The organism is Variovorax paradoxus, assembly GCF_030815975.1.
In the GTDB taxonomy this organism is placed as follows: Bacteria; Pseudomonadota; Gammaproteobacteria; order Burkholderiales; family Burkholderiaceae_C; genus Variovorax; species Variovorax paradoxus_N.
In genome coordinates this window covers 705,380-720,750 of the sequence record NZ_JAUSXL010000001.1, presented here as the reverse complement: position 1 = coordinate 720,750, position 15,371 = coordinate 705,380, and the positions used below count along the sequence as shown (strand labels likewise).

General features: G+C 67.4%; 15 protein-coding genes. 4 read left to right on the top strand and 11 right to left on the bottom strand.

What is annotated here, in order from left to right:
- Positions 1 to 151: 151 nt before the first annotated feature.
- From QFZ47_RS03470 to QFZ47_RS03450, 5 genes are read right to left on the bottom strand one after another with little or no spacing between them, the layout of a single operon-like run.
- The gene (locus QFZ47_RS03470) at positions 152 to 913 is read right to left on the bottom strand and encodes an enoyl-CoA hydratase/isomerase family protein (RefSeq protein WP_307654300.1); all 762 of its coding nucleotides are present in this window, start codon (positions 911 to 913) and stop codon (positions 152 to 154) included.
- Entirely contained in the window at positions 910 to 2,019 is a 1,110-nt protein-coding gene (locus QFZ47_RS03465; RefSeq protein WP_307654299.1) for an acyl-CoA dehydrogenase family protein, read from the bottom strand. Before QFZ47_RS03465 ends, QFZ47_RS03470 begins: the two co-directional genes overlap by 4 nt.
- 3 nt (positions 2,020 to 2,022) lie before the next feature.
- Positions 2,023 to 3,183 (bottom strand): acyl-CoA dehydrogenase family protein, encoded by a 1,161-nt coding sequence (locus tag QFZ47_RS03460; RefSeq protein ID WP_307654298.1) that lies wholly within the window; start codon positions 3,181 to 3,183, stop codon positions 2,023 to 2,025.
- A 29-nt stretch (positions 3,184 to 3,212) separates the two neighbouring features.
- The gene (locus QFZ47_RS03455) at positions 3,213 to 4,148 is read right to left on the bottom strand and encodes a flavin reductase (protein WP_307654297.1); all 936 of its coding nucleotides are present in this window, start codon (positions 4,146 to 4,148) and stop codon (positions 3,213 to 3,215) included.
- 21 nt (positions 4,149 to 4,169) lie between these two features.
- Positions 4,170 to 5,261: an LLM class flavin-dependent oxidoreductase gene (locus QFZ47_RS03450; RefSeq protein WP_307654296.1), complete on the bottom strand. Its 1,092-nt coding sequence runs from the start codon at positions 5,259 to 5,261 to the stop codon at positions 4,170 to 4,172.
- 102 nt (positions 5,262 to 5,363) lie between these two features.
- Here QFZ47_RS03450 and QFZ47_RS03445 point away from each other — a divergent pair, with 102 nt between their 5' ends.
- The 3 genes from QFZ47_RS03445 to QFZ47_RS03435 all read left to right on the top strand — a co-directional run bounded on the left by QFZ47_RS03445 (position 5,364) and on the right by QFZ47_RS03435 (position 7,126).
- Positions 5,364 to 6,272: a LysR family transcriptional regulator gene (locus QFZ47_RS03445; protein WP_307654295.1), complete on the top strand. Its 909-nt coding sequence runs from the start codon at positions 5,364 to 5,366 to the stop codon at positions 6,270 to 6,272.
- A gap of 185 nt (positions 6,273 to 6,457) precedes the next feature.
- A complete protein-coding gene (locus QFZ47_RS03440) occupies positions 6,458 to 6,694 on the top strand; it encodes a DUF2281 domain-containing protein (protein ID WP_307654294.1) in 237 nt (78 codons plus the stop codon).
- Positions 6,695 to 6,706: 12 nt separating this feature from the next.
- Positions 6,707 to 7,126 carry a putative toxin-antitoxin system toxin component, PIN family gene (locus tag QFZ47_RS03435; RefSeq protein ID WP_307654293.1) on the top strand — a complete coding sequence of 140 codons (420 nt, stop codon included), beginning with the start codon at positions 6,707 to 6,709 and terminating at the stop codon, positions 7,124 to 7,126.
- Positions 7,127 to 7,217: 91 nt separating this feature from the next.
- Here the strand turns inward: QFZ47_RS03435 and QFZ47_RS03430 are convergent, their stop codons facing one another.
- The gene (locus tag QFZ47_RS03430) at positions 7,218 to 8,099 is read right to left on the bottom strand and encodes an SMP-30/gluconolactonase/LRE family protein (protein WP_307654292.1); all 882 of its coding nucleotides are present in this window, start codon (positions 8,097 to 8,099) and stop codon (positions 7,218 to 7,220) included.
- 138 nt (positions 8,100 to 8,237) lie between these two features.
- Here QFZ47_RS03430 and QFZ47_RS03425 point away from each other — a divergent pair, with 138 nt between their 5' ends.
- Complete coding sequence (locus tag QFZ47_RS03425; protein ID WP_307654291.1) at positions 8,238 to 9,194, top strand: Bug family tripartite tricarboxylate transporter substrate binding protein; 957 nt, start codon at positions 8,238 to 8,240, stop codon at positions 9,192 to 9,194.
- A gap of 75 nt (positions 9,195 to 9,269) precedes the next feature.
- On the opposite strand, the gene QFZ47_RS03420 is transcribed toward QFZ47_RS03425, so the two are convergent.
- The 5 genes from QFZ47_RS03420 to QFZ47_RS03400 all read right to left on the bottom strand — a co-directional run bounded on the left by QFZ47_RS03420 (position 9,270) and on the right by QFZ47_RS03400 (position 15,370).
- Positions 9,270 to 10,478 carry a CaiB/BaiF CoA transferase family protein gene (locus tag QFZ47_RS03420; RefSeq protein ID WP_307654290.1) on the bottom strand — a complete coding sequence of 403 codons (1,209 nt, stop codon included), beginning with the start codon at positions 10,476 to 10,478 and terminating at the stop codon, positions 9,270 to 9,272.
- Positions 10,479 to 10,519: 41 nt separating this feature from the next.
- On the bottom strand, positions 10,520 to 11,686 hold the full coding sequence (locus QFZ47_RS03415) for an acyl-CoA dehydrogenase family protein (protein ID WP_307654289.1): 1,167 nt from the start codon (positions 11,684 to 11,686) through the stop codon (positions 10,520 to 10,522).
- 278 nt (positions 11,687 to 11,964) lie between these two features.
- Positions 11,965 to 13,263: an aspartate carbamoyltransferase gene (locus QFZ47_RS03410; protein WP_307654288.1), complete on the bottom strand. Its 1,299-nt coding sequence runs from the start codon at positions 13,261 to 13,263 to the stop codon at positions 11,965 to 11,967.
- A 113-nt stretch (positions 13,264 to 13,376) separates the two neighbouring features.
- Complete coding sequence (locus QFZ47_RS03405; RefSeq protein WP_307654287.1) at positions 13,377 to 13,712, bottom strand: cupin domain-containing protein; 336 nt, start codon at positions 13,710 to 13,712, stop codon at positions 13,377 to 13,379.
- Positions 13,713 to 14,101: 389 nt separating this feature from the next.
- Complete coding sequence (locus QFZ47_RS03400) at positions 14,102 to 15,370, bottom strand: type II toxin-antitoxin system HipA family toxin (RefSeq protein ID WP_307654286.1); 1,269 nt, start codon at positions 15,368 to 15,370, stop codon at positions 14,102 to 14,104.
- Position 15,371 lies beyond the last annotated feature (1 nt).

The window sequence follows — 15,371 nt, the reverse complement described above, 5'->3', positions numbered from 1 at the left end:
TCCATGACACTGCGTGACTTCCGCAACGCATGAAACCGGCGCGTCCGAAGCCAGGGACACCGTGGAACCGGCTTTGCCGGGCCACTGGTGTTGCCCCCTTGAGGGGGGAGTCGAGCTACACGAAGTGAGCGAGGGACGGGGGTGGGTTTCATCAACGCCCCTGGTAGACAGGCTTGCGCTTCTCGAGGAAGGCCTTGCGGGCTTCCTGCGCATCCTCGGTCCTGGCCAGCGCCATGGTGAAGTTCTGCTCGAAGCGGTAGCCGTCGCGCTGCGGCATCAGGTCCATCATGTTGGCGGCCTGCTTGGCATAGGCAATGGCCAGCGGCGCCTTCGAGGCGATCTCCTGCGCGATCTCCATGGCCAGCGGCATCAGCTGCTCGCCGGGCACCACCTCGTCGATGACGCCGCGGCGGTACAGCTCGGCGGCGGGCACCTTCATGCCGGTGAAGAACATGCGGCGCGTGAACGAGCGGCCGAACATGGTGCGCAGCATGGAGACGCCGCCGGCCAGGCCGACGTTGATCTCGGGCATGGCGAAGGTGGCATCCTCGCTCGCGAGGAAGATGTCGCACGCGGCCATGAGCCCGAACCCCGCGCCCAGCGCGGGACCGTTGACGGCCGCGATCACGGGCTTGGCGCATTCGCGGATCGCATTGCCGGTCTCGCGCGTCCAGCGGTTGTGGTCGAGGAAGTCGCCCGCCTTCTGCGCATCAGGGCGGTCCTTGAGGTCCGCGCCGGAGCAGAAGAATTTTCCGGTGCCCGTGAGGATCGCGACACGCACGTCGGCGCGCTCGGAGACCTCGTCGAAGATCTCGATCAGGCGGCGGCGCGTGGCGCGGTCCAGCGCATTGACCGGCGGCTTGTCGAGCCGGACGACGGCGATGTATTCGGAAACTTCCAGTTCGATGCTCATCGCACACTCCCGGTTTGGTTGGAAAGAGAAACTCGTTCGGCGGACTGCGGTGGCGCCAGCAGCTGTGCGGCATGCATGAGCCGGTCGCCGTAGCGGAACTCGGAGGCGATCAGGCGCTGCGCCGTGCGGGTGGCCAGCACCTCTTCGCTCACGCCCATGCCGCCGTGCATCTGGATGGCCGCTTCCGCACAGGCGCGGGCCGACTCGGCCAGCGACACCTTGGCCAGGCGCAAGGTGCGGCGCAGGTCGGCCGCACCCTGCTCGTATTCGTGGAAGCAGTGGATCACCAGGCCCTTGGCGCCCAGGTACTTCACGTACATGTCCGCCACGCGATGGCGCAGCACCTGGAAGCTCGCGAGCGCCACGCCGAACTGGCGCCGCTCCTTCAGGTGGGTGACCGTCTGGCGGATGAGCGTAGCCAGCGCGGCCACCGTGTCCGCGGCGGTCAGCAGCAAGGCGGCGTCGGTCGCCTTGGCACGCGCCTCGCGCACGGCGGCACCGCGTGCGAGGCAGGCGCCCTCGGGCACTGCGAGCCGCTCCAGCGCGAAGTCGGCGCCCAGGCGCCCCTCCATCGTCCGGTAGCGGGCCTTCGGGGCGCCGATGCGTTCGGCATCGACCAGGAAGATGGCGTCGTCGCCATCCATCTGCACGGGCACGAGATAGTGCGTGGCGGGCAGGGTCAAGTCGACGCCCTCCACCACGCCGCTCAGTTCGTAGCCGATGTCCAGGTGCCTGGCCGTGACGGCATCGTGCTCAGGCGTGGCGGACAGCGCGACCATCGGCGCGATCCGCGCGCTGCCCTCGGCCACCGCCTCCAGCCAGCGATGGGCCGTCTCGGCGCCGGCCGCCTGCAGCAGCAGCGGCACCACGGCGCAGGTCTCGACCACCGGCAGCTGCAGGCCATGCGTGGCCAGCCCTTCGACGATGGAGGCCAGGTCGCTCAAGGTTCCGCCCGCTCCTCCGGCCTCCTCGGGCACGAGGGTGGCGGTCCAGCCCAGTTCGCGCACGGGGTCGCCCTGGATCTCCTGCGCGATGTGGTCCTCTGCATAGCGGCTGGCCGCGTCCAGCAGCATGCCGGGAAACAGCGATGGAAAAGAAGTGGCCATGGCTCAGGCTCCCAGCAGTTCGTTGGCGACGACATTGCGCTGCACCTCGGAGGTGCCGCCGGCGATGGTGCGGGCGCGCGTGAACATGTAGTTCTGGATCCAGGTGGCGTCGGGCACGTCCTGCCCCGCGTCGGCGAGAAAGCGGTGGGCCGCGTCGGGTCCTACGGCGTCGAGCGCGATGGTCGTCAGGCGCTGCGCCACGTCGGCGCAGGTCATCTTGATGGCGGAGGGCTGCACGCCCAGCGGACGCTGGTGGATCAGGTCGTCGGTGGCCTCGGCCATCATCACGCGCGCGCCCTTCACGTCGGCCTCGCACAGCAGCAGCTTGTGGTGCAGGCCGCTGAAGTCGCGCTGTCCCGCGGCAGCGCGGCTCGCCTGCTCGACCAGCTGCGTGACCTGCCGGCGCATGAGCTCCAGCCGCGCCACGTTGGCCGGCGGAAGGCGTTCGCGCTCGAGCAGGAACTTGGCACAGGTCCAGCCCTTGCCGACCTCGCCGACGAGGTTGTCGGCGCGCACGCGCACCTCGTCGAAGAAGACCTCGTTCAGGTGGTGCCAGCCGTCGATGGTCTTGATCGGGCGCACGGTGATGCCCGGGGTGTCCATCGGCACCAGCAGCAGCGAGATGCCCTCCTGCTTCTTCGCTTCCTTCGAGGTGCGCACCAGCATGTAGATCATGCTGGCCTCGTGGGCATGCGAGGTCCAGATCTTCTGGCCGTTGACGACCCACTCGCCGTCCTCCAGCCGTGCACTGGTGGACAGCGAGGCCAGGTCGGAACCCGAGCCGGGTTCCGAATAGCCCTGGCACCACCAGTCGGAGCCGTCGAGGATGCGCGGCAGGAAGCGGGCCTTCTGGTCCGGTGTGCCGAAGCGGATGATCACCGGGCCGATGTGGCCCAGGCCATGGTGGTAGAGCGGCGGGCAGTCGTTCTCGGCCATCACCTCCTCGAAGATGAGGCGCTGGCGGATGTCCCATCCGGTGCCGCCCGCTTCGCGCGGCCAGCTCGGCGCGCCCCAGCCCTGGGCGTTCAGGATCTGCTGCCAGGCCTGGTATTCGCGCTTGGTGATCTTCTGGCCGGCCGCGACGACGGCGCGGATATCGGGCGGGCAGGCGCTGCGCGCGAACGCTTCGAGTTCGCGCCGGAAGCCGGCGTAGTCGATGGACATGTTGTCTCCTGTTGAATTATGGAAAGGGCTCAGCCCTTGCGCAGCTGCGTGATCAGCTCGTCCAGCGCGGCGGCGGCGCCCTCCGGGTTGCGCTGGCGCAGGTTGTGCGCCACCTTGCGGCGCAGCGGAAAGAGATCGGGGCGCGCGCGCACCGAGAGCACATGCGTCATGCGCTCGCGCAGCACGCTGGTCATGGTCTGTGCCATCAGCGTCAGCGCCTCGTTGTGGCCGGCGGCCGCAATCGAGGCGAAGAAGGCGCTGGCCGACGCGATGCGCTCCTTGAGCGGGGCGTCGTCGGGATGCGCCTCGATGGCATCGGCGGCCTGCTGCACGGCGTCGAGCTCGGCCTCGCTGGCGCGTTCGCTTGCCAGGTGCAGCAGGGTGCCGTAGAGCGTGCGGTAGGCCTCGTCGATGTCGGCGTCGCCGAGCCGGCCCTCGACGACCAGCTTGCGCAGCGACTCGGCCAGCATCATGTAGGCGCCCTTGTAGAACACCAGCGCCTGGTCGGGCACGCCGGCGCTCAGGTGCCGGACCTCGCCGATGAAGATGGTGTGGTCGCCGGCCGCGTGGGTGGCATGCACGCGGCATTCGAAGCTGGCCAGGCAGTCGTCGATCAGCGGCATGCCCAGCCGGCCGGCGCGCCAGGCCACGCCGTCGAACTTGTGCTCGATCCTGCTCGAGGCGAAGCGGCCCGACAGCGCGTCCTGCTGCTGCGAGAGGATGTTGATCACGAAGCCGTCCGCGGCCTGGAAGGTCGGCAGCAGGCGGCTGGCATTGCGCAGACTGAACAGCACCAGCGGCGGATCGAGCGACACCGAGCTGAAGGAGTTGCAGGTCAACCCGGCGGGCTGACCGTCCGGCGTGCAGGTGGTGATGACGGCCACGCCGGTCGGAAAGCATCCGAGCAGCTGGCGCAGCTGCGCGGGCTCGATGGCGCGGCGGATGTCTTCGGCGACTTCAGGCATGGCGTCTCCCAGCGCGCGGCCTCAGGCCGCGGCAAGCTCGGGCCGCGCCGCGGGCCGGTGCGGCGGATCGTTGGCGATCTCCTGCTGCACCGCCGGGATGATGACCTTGCCCCAGGTCTCGAGCTGGCGCAGCATGGCTGGCTGGTCGAAGTCGCCCATCTGCGTCTGGAAGCAGTAGTGCACGGGCTTGAGGGTGCGGATCTCCTTGACCACGCGTTCGATCACGGTGTCGATGCTGCCCACGGGCAGCAGCGCGCGCATCTCGTCCAGGCTCGGCTCGCCCTCGACGATGCCTTCCTCGACCTGGTAGTCGTCGGCGATCTGCGCGGTGCGGCGCTTCAGGCTGACGGCGATGCGGCGCTGGTAGCGGGCGCACTCGAGGTAGCTTTCCACCTCGTCCCTGTTGTTGCTCGCATAGGCCGCGCGCAGCAGGCCGACCTGCACCCCGGCGGGGTCCTTGCCCTCGGCCGCCGCCACCTTGTCGATCAGCGCGCGGGTGCCGGCCAGCTTCTCCAGGCCGCCGTCGCCGCCCGAGACAAACACGTGGTGGCCGGACTTCACGGCGCGCGACAGGAAGGCCGGGTCGACGCTGGTGATCCACATCGGCGGCATCGGGCGCTGGACTGCCCGCTGGCTGATGGCGCTCATGGGCTGGCGGTAGTACTCGCCCTCGTAGCTGAACTTGGGTTGCGTGAGGCCCGCCTCGAGCATGTCGAGCATCTCGAAGGTGCGGCCCTTGGCGGACTCCAGCGAGACGCCGAAGCGCTCGAACTCGAAGTGCTGGTAGCCCGAGCCGATGCCCAGGTTCAGGCGGCCGTCGGACAGCTGGTCGACCATGGCCACATCCGCAATCAGGCGCGCCGGCGTGTACAGCGGCGCGACCACGATGCCGGTGCCCAGCCGGATGTTGCGGGTGACCGCGGCGCAGTGCGCGATCATGGTCAGCGGCGAGGAGCACAGGCCGTAGTTGCTGAAGTGGTGCTCGGCGTACCATGCGGCACCAAAACCCAGTTCGTCCGCCAGGCGAGTCTGCTCGACGGCGTCGCGCAGGATCTGGTGGGAGGTTTTGTGCTTGTTCCGCTGCTGCATCAGAATGAAGATTCCGAAATCCATCGCTGTCACTCCTGGTTGGCTGGTTTTGATCGAAGCCCATCGTAGGAACTCGGGGCCCCTGCGGATCACCAGCGAACGCACACCTTCTTTGCGTCTTTCGAAATGAAGGCCCTCGATTCGCTGCGCATCTTCGTGGCCACCCAGAAGAAGGGCAGCCTCTCGGCCGCGGCCCGCAGCCTCAGCCTGTCGCCGGCCACCATCTCGCGGCGCATCAGCGCGCTGGAGGAAGAACTGGGCGTGCAGCTGGTGGACCGCACCAGCCGCAACCTCAAGGTGACCGAGGCGGGCCAGGCCTTCCTGGAGCGGGCCGAGGCGGTGCTGGAACTCATGAGCGAGGCCGAACAGGTCGTGCACAACGCCCGGCAGCGGCCCGAGGGCCGGCTGCGCGTGCATTCGCGCACCCACATCGGCCTGCGCGTGCTGGCACCGCTGCTGCCGCGCTTTGCGGAACTCTATCCGGACATCCGCGTGGAACTCGAGCTCTCCGAGCATCCGGTCAACCTGGTCGAGCACGACTTCGACGTCGACATCCGCACCGGCGAATCCACCGATTCGGGCTTCGTCATCAAGCGGCTGCTGTCGAGCGACGAGGTGCTGGTGGCCAGCCCGGCCTTCGTGAAGACCTACTCGCGCATCCGTCATCCCACCGATCTGCCGCAGGTGCGCTGCCTCACCTACCGGCGCGAGCGCGAGGTCATCACCTGGAAGTACATCGACGAGGCGGGCGAGCAGCAGGAGCTGGCCATCCAGGGCGTGCTGAGCGCCAACAACGGCGAACTGCTGCGGCTGGCCGCCATCGGCGGCATGGGCGTGGCGCTGCTGTCCGAGGCCACCGTGCGCAACGACCTGCAGGGCGGCACGCTGGTGCGGCTTTTGCCTGAATACCGCTTTGCGGTGCGCGCTTTTTCCAATGGCGTCTTCGCGGTCTTCCGGCAGAGCCGCGTGCTGCCGCTGAAGGTGCGTGCCTTCGTGGACTACGTGGCGGACGCACTCCGGAGCGAAAAACGCTAATTCACGGGTCGGCTGGGAGCGGCGCCGGCAGCGGAACGGCGTCACGATGCGGGTGCGATGGGCAACGCCGTCCGGTTTTTCACTACCACGGCCAAGGCTTTTCGTGGCAGGCTTGAGCAAGTTGAATTGAACCTGTTGTACAACTGAAAATCCAACCGACGCATACCCTGAGCGAGGAACCACACATGACTGCCATCGAGACTCGCCTGATCGAGCGCCTGAAGCAACTGCCGCCCGGCCGCGTGGCCGAAGTGGTGGACTTCGTCGAGTTCCTGGCCGCACGCGAGGAGCGCGCGGCGGCCGCTGCGCGCCTGGGTGAAGCAATGTCCAAGCTCGATGCACTGAACTTGGCGCCGCTGTCGGAGGACGAGATCGAGGAAGAAGTGCAGGCCGCCCGCCAGGCACGCCGGCAAGGCGCCTGAGGCCCGGGCACCGTGCGCTTCGTCATCGACACCAATCTGCTCGTCTCGGCCATCATCTCCACCGGTCTGCCGCGCCAACTGCTGGACGCTGCGCGTGCAGGCGAGTTCGAACTGTGCACCAGTGAAGTCCTGCTGGCCGAGCTGCTCGACGTGCTCGGGCGCGGCAAGTTTGCTGATCGCCTGGCCCGGGCCGGGTTGAGCCCGAAGACCCTCGTTGACGATCTGCGCGGGCTCGCCGTCATGGTCGCACCCGCGAAAGTGCCGCGTGTGGTGCCCACCGACCCCGACGACGACCACGTGCTGGCCGCAGCCCTGGCTGGTGCAGTCGACCTGATCGCCTCCGGCGACCGGCGCGACCTCCTGCCCTTGGGCAGCTATGCGGGCATTCCCATCGTCACCGCGCGTGAAGCCATGGAGCGCATCGCCGGGTAATGCCGGCCCCGCCCTTTCTTTTGGGCCAGATCTGTCAGCGACATCCGCACGAATATCGAGCGATTTTGTCTTTAGCTCCCAGCTCGGCGCGCTAGCAGCCTCCGTAGCGGTCGGGCAGGCGCCCCGGCGCGGGCATCCCCTCGATCCGGAACAGCCCGCCGTCCTGCGCCTTGTCCCCCTGCAGGCGCGTGCTGCGGGAAATGCTGGTCAGGTACATGTGCGCAAGGCCCGGCCCGCCGAAGCAGATGCTCGTCGGATAGCTCGCGGGCAACTCGATCAGGCGTTCCAGCGCACCGTCCGGCGCGTAACGCGCGAGCCTGGCAGCGCGGGTCATCACCGTCCAGAAGAAGCCCTGCGCATCGACCGTCGCGCCGTCGGGGCCCGAATCGAATTCATGCGTCCTCGCGAACACGCGCTTGTTGCGCAGCGGGCCATCCGCGTCGTAGTCGTAGGCCCAGATGGTGCGCTCCAGGCTGTCGGCCAGGTACAGCGTGCGGCCGTCCGGGCTGAAGCAGGGGCCGTTGGCAAAGCCGATGTCGTCGGCCAGCTGTTCCACGCGGCGATCGGTACGCAGCCGGTAGAGACCTCCGATGACCGCCTCGCCGGGCTGGCGGTCGACATGCATGGTGCCGGCCAGGAAGTGGCCCGCCGGATCGCACTTGCCGTCGTTGAAGCGCACCTTCGGGTGGTCCACGGGGATGCCGGCCAGCGGCTCCAGTGTGCGCGTGGCGAAGTCGTAGCGCGCGAAGCTGTTGCGCAGCGCCACCACCACGGCCGCGCCGCGGCTGGGCGCGATCGAGCCCACGGGCGCGGGCAGCTCATGCCGCTCAGGCCGCTCGGCGCCCGCGTGCAGTCGCCACAGGGTGCCGCCGAGCGCGTCGATCCAGTTCAGCGCCTGCGCATCGGCATCCCAGCAAGGGCTTTCGCCCAGCTGGTCCCGGCTCGTTCCGATTCTGGTGATCTGCACGGTCATCGGCGAAGTGTGCAGGGCCGGGCTGCGCCCTGCCGGCGCTTCCCGCAAAGCTGCTTTTCATTTCGTGCAGCGCAGCGCCAAGGGCGGCCACCTAGACTGGCTCCAGAGCCCGATTCCGGGCCGGAACAGGAGACAAGAATGAGCTATCGAAAACTCGTCATCGGGCTGGCGCTGGGCGCCTGCGCGCTCGCCCCCGCACTCGCCCAGCAGGTGACCCGCATCGTCGTGCCCTTTGCCGCAGGCGGCGGCACCGACCAGTACTGCCGCATCCTGGCCCAGGAGCTCAACAAGCAGGGCCTGAACGTCATCATCGAGAACAAGCCCGGCGCAAGCGGCATCCTTGCCGCCGACTACGTTGCGCGCGCCAAGCCCGACGGGCAGACGGTGCTCGTGTCCTCGCTGGGCACGCTCGCCAACAACAGCGTGCTCTACGACAAGCTGCCCTACGACCCGGCGAAGGACTTTGCCGCCGTCACGCAGATCGCCTACCAGCCCGCCATCGTCGTGGGGCGCACGGACCTGCCCTACAAGAACATCAAGGAAATGGTGGCCTATGCCAGACAGAACCCCGGCAAGATCAACCGCGGCTCGCCGGGCGCGGCCATCCTGACGAACCTGGCACCCATCGCCTTCGAAAAGGAACAGGGCTTCAGCACGCTGCACATTCCCTTCAACGGCGATGCGCCCGCGCTCCAGGCCCTGCTGGGCAACCAGATCGACATCCATGGCACCTCCATCACGGGATCGCTGCCTTACGTGAAGGCCGGCAAGCTGCGCGTGCTGGGCGTGATGGACTCGAAGCGCCTGCCGCAGGTGCCCGACGCACCCACCTTCAAGGAGCAGGGTTTCGACATGGAAGCCACGCTCTGGTATTCCCTCTCAGTGCCTGCCAGCACGCCACGGCCCGCGATCGATCGCCTGAACAAGGCCGTCAACCAGGTGATCGCCGACCCCGACTTCGTGGCGCGCGCGCGCGCCATCGGCATGGAGCCGCGCGGCGGCACGCCCGAGGACCTGGACAAGTTCATCAAGGCCGAGGCGGACCGCTGGCTTCCCGTGCTGCGCGGCCTGAACCTGCCCAAGCAGTCGCACTGAACGGAACGGTCCATCGGCAAGGCCCGGACTCATCGCCCTCGGTCGGCAATGGGTCCGGGCCTTGTCCCATTTTCCTCATCTGATGACGCTCCTCCGGGCCAGGGATTCAAGCTGACCGTCGTCCATGTCCAGCAGTTCACGCAGCACCTCGGCCGTGTGCTCCCCCAGGTGCGGCGGAGGGTGGCGCACGCCCGAGCGCGCGCTGTCAATGATGTAGGGCGGTGCGTGGACGGCCTGCGCCCCCGCTTCGGCGTCCTCGAACCGGTGCCAGACGCCGGTCTGCGCCGTCCGGTCGGACTGCAGTGCCTCGTACAGGCCCAGCACCTCGCCGCACGGAATGCCGGCCTTGCTCATGCGCGCGAGGAGATCGACGCGCGAGAACAGCGCGATGTGGCCGAGCAGGATGGGCAGCAGCTCATGCCGGTGCTTCGAGCGCTCGGTGTTCGTGGAGAACTTCGGATCGACGGCCAGTTCGGGGCAGAAGATCACCTCGTCGCAGAACTTCTTGAACTGACCGTTGTTGCCGACGGCGATCACCAGCGGACCGTCCGCAGCCTCGAACACGCCATAGGGCACGATCGACGGATGCGAGTTGCCGAACTTCGCGGGATCTCCCTTGTTCAGCCAGGCGGTCAGGCCGTAGTAGGACGTGATCATCATGCCGCTGTCGTAGAGCGACATCTGGATGTGGCGGCCCGCGCCGGTGCGCGTGCGTTCGTACAGCACGGCCAGAATCGCCTGCGCCGAGTACATGCCGGTGAACATGTCGACCGCGGCGATGCCGAACTTCAGCGGCCCCTGGCCCTCCTCGCCGTTCATGGCCATGAGGCCGGTCTCGCCCTGGATCACCAGGTCGTAGCCCGGCCGCGCCTTCTCCGGGCTCAGCACCGAATAGCCCGAGATTGAGCAGTAGATGATCTTCGGGTTGAAGCTGCGCAGGTCCTCGTAGCCCAAGCCCATCTTCTGCGCGCCGCCGTACTTGAAGTTCTGGATGACCACGTCGCACTGCGCGGCGAGCTTGCGCACGAGCGCCTGGCCCTCCTTGTCCTGCAGGTCCACGCAGATGGAGCGCTTGTTGCGGTTGCAGCTGTTGAAGTAGGAGGTGTTGTGGCTGCCGATGCGCACGCCCCAGTCGCGCGTGTCGTCGCCGCGCTCGGGATGCTCGACCTTGATCACATCGGCGCCCAGGTCGGCCAGTGCCATGCCGCACAGCGGGCCTGCCATCACCCGTGACAAGTCCAGCACGCGCACGCCGGCAAGGGGTTGCATGGAAGAGTGGTTCATTCGATGGTCCTCGGGACTTTCTGGTCTTTGGTGCGAGTCGCTCAGTCGCCCAGGCGATGGCCGGCCGCCGCGATGGTGCGCTTCGCGATGTTGAGCTGATGAATCTGGCTCGTGCCCTCGTAGAGGCGGAACAGCCGCACGTCGCGGTAAAAGCGCTCGATGGGATGGCCCTGGATGAAACCCGTGCCGCCCAGCATCTGCACGCAACGGTCCGCCACGCGGCCGCACATCTCCGAGGCGAAGTACTTGCAGATCGACGCCTGCATGGCCACGTCCTCGCCGTCGTCGCGCTGGCGCGCGGTCTGCAGGATCAGGGCGCGCGCTGCCTGGATCTCGGTCTGGCAGTCGGCGATCAAGGCCTGCACCAGCTGGAAGCCCGCCACCGGCTGGCCGAACTGCCGCCGCTGGCAGGTCCATGCCACGGCCTCGTCCAGCATGCGGATGGCCGGCCCGGTGCACAGGGCCGCAAGATGGATGCGCTGCTTGTTCAGCACCTTCATCGCCGTCTTGAAGCCCATGCCCTCGGCGCCGCCGATGATGCTGGTGGCCGGCACGCGGCAATCGATCAGGTGGACTTCGGACACCGGCGATCCGGCCTGGCCCATCTTTCGGTAGGGCTCGCCCGTCGAGAGGCCGGGCGTTGCGCGCTCGACCAGGAAGGCCGAAATGCCACTGGCGGAACGGTCCGAGGGATCGGTGCGCGCCATCACCGTGAACAGGCCCGCGATGGGCGCGTTGGTGATGAAGCATTTGGTGCCATTGAGCACGTAATGGTCGCCGTCACGCACCGCGCTCGTCTTCAGCGCGGTCGCGTCCGAGCCGGCATCCGGTTCGGTCAGCGCGAACGCGCCGGTCAACTCGCCGCTGGCCAAGAGCGGCAGGTAACGGGCCTGCTGCGCCGGCGTGCCGTCGGCGACCAGTGCCTCCGAGCCGATGCCGGTGTTGGTGCCCACCCGCGCCCGGAAGGCGACCGAGGCCTGCGACAACTCCATCGCGCCCAGCACCAGCTCCTCGGTCGTCATGCCCGCGCCGCCCCAGGCCTCGGGGATGGACCAGCCGAAGAAGCCACGCGTCGCCAGGTCCTCGACGACGTCGGCCGGCACCTCGTCCAGCCGTTCGACCTCCGCCTCGCGCGGAATCAGCCGCTCGCGCACATAGCGCCGCAGCGCGCTCAACGTCTCATCGAATGCGGAAGGATCTCGGATCACGTGTTTTCCTCGAAATGAAGGAGGGCGACAGCTGCGGACCCGGCCTGGGTCGCTCGAGCCTTGCCTGCAAGCCACCCGCTCATGGCCCGGGCAGAAAGCCGCCGAAGCGCTTCCGGACAGGCATGGCGATGTCTCCTGGATGGGGGTGCGGAATGGCTGCCCAGTCTAGAAGCGTGCGCCTCACGGCATGCATCAAGGCATGAAAAGGTGCTTTGTAATTTCGGATGGAGAAACCGCAATCTGGTTGCCCCGATCGCGCGCCCGGCCGGACGCCCTATTCAGTCCAGCCCATCGAAGTCCGCATCATCCGGCCCGATGTGCGCCGGCGAACGCCAGCTCGCATCGCGCATCGAACGCGCCACCTGCTGCTCCACGCCCATCAGCACCGCGAAGATCGCCATGCGCACCGGGATGCCGTTGTCGGTCTGCCTGAAAATCGCCAGTCGCGAATCGTGGTTGAGGTCCACGCTCAGGTCGTTCGCGCCCGGGCGCCCGTCGCGCGGCAGCGGGTGCATGAGGATCGTGTCGGGCTTGCAGGCCGCATCAACCAGGGCCTTGCACACCTGGAACTCGGGCGTGTAGCCCTCCAGCGTTTCTCCATTCGCGAACCGTTCCTTCTGCACGCGTGTGGCGTAGACCACGTCGGCGCCGCGCAGCCCCTGCGCCAGCGAGGAGGTCTGCTCGATGACATGGCCGTTGCGTGCGACCAGTTCGACCAGGTAGGCCGGCATCTCCAGCGACGGCGGCGCAATCAGCGTGAACTTCAGCCCGCGGTAGAGCGACAGCAGGCGGATCAGCGAATGCACGGTGCGGCCGTACTTGAGGTCGCCGACCATCGCCACATGCGTGCCGTCGACCAGCTTGCCCATGCGCGAGAACTCGCGCTGGATGGTGTACAGGTCGAGGATGGCCTGGCTCGGATGTTCGCCGGGACCGTCGCCGGCATTGATGACCGGGATGTTGGTGGCGCGCGCGAACTCGGCCACCGAGCCCTGCTCGGGATGGCGCACCACCAGCGCATCGACATAGCCGCTCATCACGCGGCTGGTGTCGTAGATCGACTCGCCCTTGGCCATCGACGAGAAGGTGAAGCCGGTGGTGTCGCACACCGTGCCGCCGAGCCGGCAGAAGGCCGCACCGAAGCTCACGCGCGTGCGCGTGCTGGCCTCGAAGAACAGGCTGCCGAGCACGGCGCCTTCGAGGATGCGCGTGACCTTCTGCCGGCGCGCGATCGGCTGCATCACGTCGGCGACGTGGAACAGGTCCTCGAGGCTGCCGCGCTCGAACTGCGCGACCGACAGCAGCTGCGGCTTGCCTTCGGCCGCGATGCGCTGCGCGAGCGGGCGCTGCGGCCCTGTGCCCGCCGGGCCGGCGCCGGCGTCGAACGCCTCGCGCTGAAGAATCTCGGCAACGAACTTGCCGACCATCTCCGGCATCGCCCGCGACTCGCTCGACTCGGACGGCAGCAGCCAGGTGTCCAGCGCGCGGCGGCGCACACCCAGCCGTTCGGAAAACGCATCGCGCGTGAGATTGAGGCGGCGCATCGCGTCGCGCAGGAGGTCTTGTTGCTGACTCATGCGTGAAATATACGCTATGCGCAGCATTTCTCAAAGATGAGATACTCAATGCGTATATTTTCTGCGCACCGCCTGCGTCCAGGTGCCCATGAAGGCCCCAGCTGGCAGCTGACTCAGTCGGTGCGGCTGGCCGGCAGCACGACGGTGATCAACAGCCTGGCGTCCTCCAGCGCATGCAGGCCGTGCGGCACGCCGCCCGCCAGGTACATGACCTGGTCGGCCTCGAGCAGCTTCACGTCGCCGTCAAGGTGCACCTCGACCTTTCCGCGCAGGCACTGCAAGGTCATTGAGGTCGAGACGGCATGCGAGGGCACCTGCTTGCCGGCCGGCAGCACCAGCCACATGAGCTCGATGTCGCGGGCCTTCAGGAGCGCGCAGGTTTCCGTTGCCTGCCCGTCGAGCGCGCCCAGGTGCACGACCTGGCCGGAGGATGCGTGAGAAAGTGCCATACGGGCAGTTTGGCAAGGCGCCTGGCCGCTGTCCAGGGGGCGGATCGCGGATCGCCCCGGACGATTTTGGCGGCTGATTACCCGCATCTCCAATGGAAAAGGGCGTCCGGTGGATGAAACCGACGCCCTTGGACGTTATGCGCCCGAAAGGCGCGCCAGCGGAGTTTCGCGTGTGAGCCGCCGCGTACAGCAGCGATGCGTCCGTTGCAGCCGGTCGTTCCGCACTATCGACAGGTCTGCACACTGACCAGACGGCCATGGGCTCAAAGCCACAGCCTTCGACCAAAGAATTGGAAAGAAGACCAAAGCTCCCGGGTAACATTCTTTGGTGAGGCAACATGCCGCTCAAGATAATTGAGCGCTGGCCGTGAGTACCTCAAATAGATCAATCAGCCAGCGAGTCGAAATGCCGCAGCCATCTGCTCCTGCTCCCGTGCACGAACTTTCAGGCTATCGGCGATCTTTGGCCACTGCCTCACCACGGTCTGGCTGCGCGCGATGATCTCGTCGGCCAGCTTCTTGGAAACCCGAAAGTACGGCGCCACCGAACGCGCCAGACCCAGGTCCATCGCATTGTCGGCCTCGCTGACGTTGAGCTTCAGTCCTTGCGACCCGGGCACGGGATTCATGTCGTAGGCATCGGACAGACGCCAGCCCTTGCCGGGCACGAGGATGAAGCCGTGGTTGCGCAGGTGATCGTCCGTGTTGGAGATCAACATGTTGAACACGATGCGCGACCACAGCTCACGCAGGTCGGCGACGGTGTTCGCACCGTGGTCGATCAGAACACGGGCGATCTCCAGATAGCTCGCACCTGTCGATGCATCGTCGCCATCCAGGCGTCCGGTGAGCGTCATCGCCGAGGCGAAATGAAGCCTGCCCGCTGGAGTTCGGTCGAAGCGCCTCACCAGGAAGGTGTGCTGTCGGCTCGCGAACTTGCGAGCCAGGCTTTGCGGCACAGCGAGACCGCAGCTCTGCGCGAGGGTCTGCACCACCAGTTCCCAAGCACCCATATCGTGCTCGTCGCGCACGCTGGGGAACTTGGCAATCCACAGTTGCCCCTGCGGATCAACGACGCTGGCTTTAGGCCGCGCACCGCCCAGCGAACCGCCAGGCGCGATCAGCATGCGCAGCCATTCGTCGCCCGCCGCCGACATGTTGTCCTCATCGCGCTCCAGTGCCAGGCTGGCCGCCTCCAGTTCGCGCAGTTGCACGAAGGGCGGCGCTGCCGCGCCGTGCTGGTTGTCCAGGAACTCGCCGGCGTCATCGCGCCGCAAGCGCAGCGCTCCGGAGCGATAGGCGTCGTGCACGCCCAGCAGGTAGTCTGATTCATGCAAGCGCACGGCCTTGTCTATCTGCCCTGCCCTCTGCGCGCGCTCCAGCCGGCGCCGCATGAGCAACCTGCCCCAGCGATCCGGACTCGCATCGGCGAACATGCCGAAGGTCTCGTGACCCTGCGGCGGATGCTGCCGCCCCTCGAAGAGGCCCAAACGGGGATCCAGGTGCAAGTTCCCGGCGACTGAATGGGCCAACGCCGCGGCGTCGAACTCGAACTCGAAAACTTCACGGCCTGCTCCACGCCTGGCATGCAGCCATCCCAGCCGCAGCGGCTCTGCGAGGCCGACCCAAGCCGCATAGACGGCGATCGTCGCGGCCATG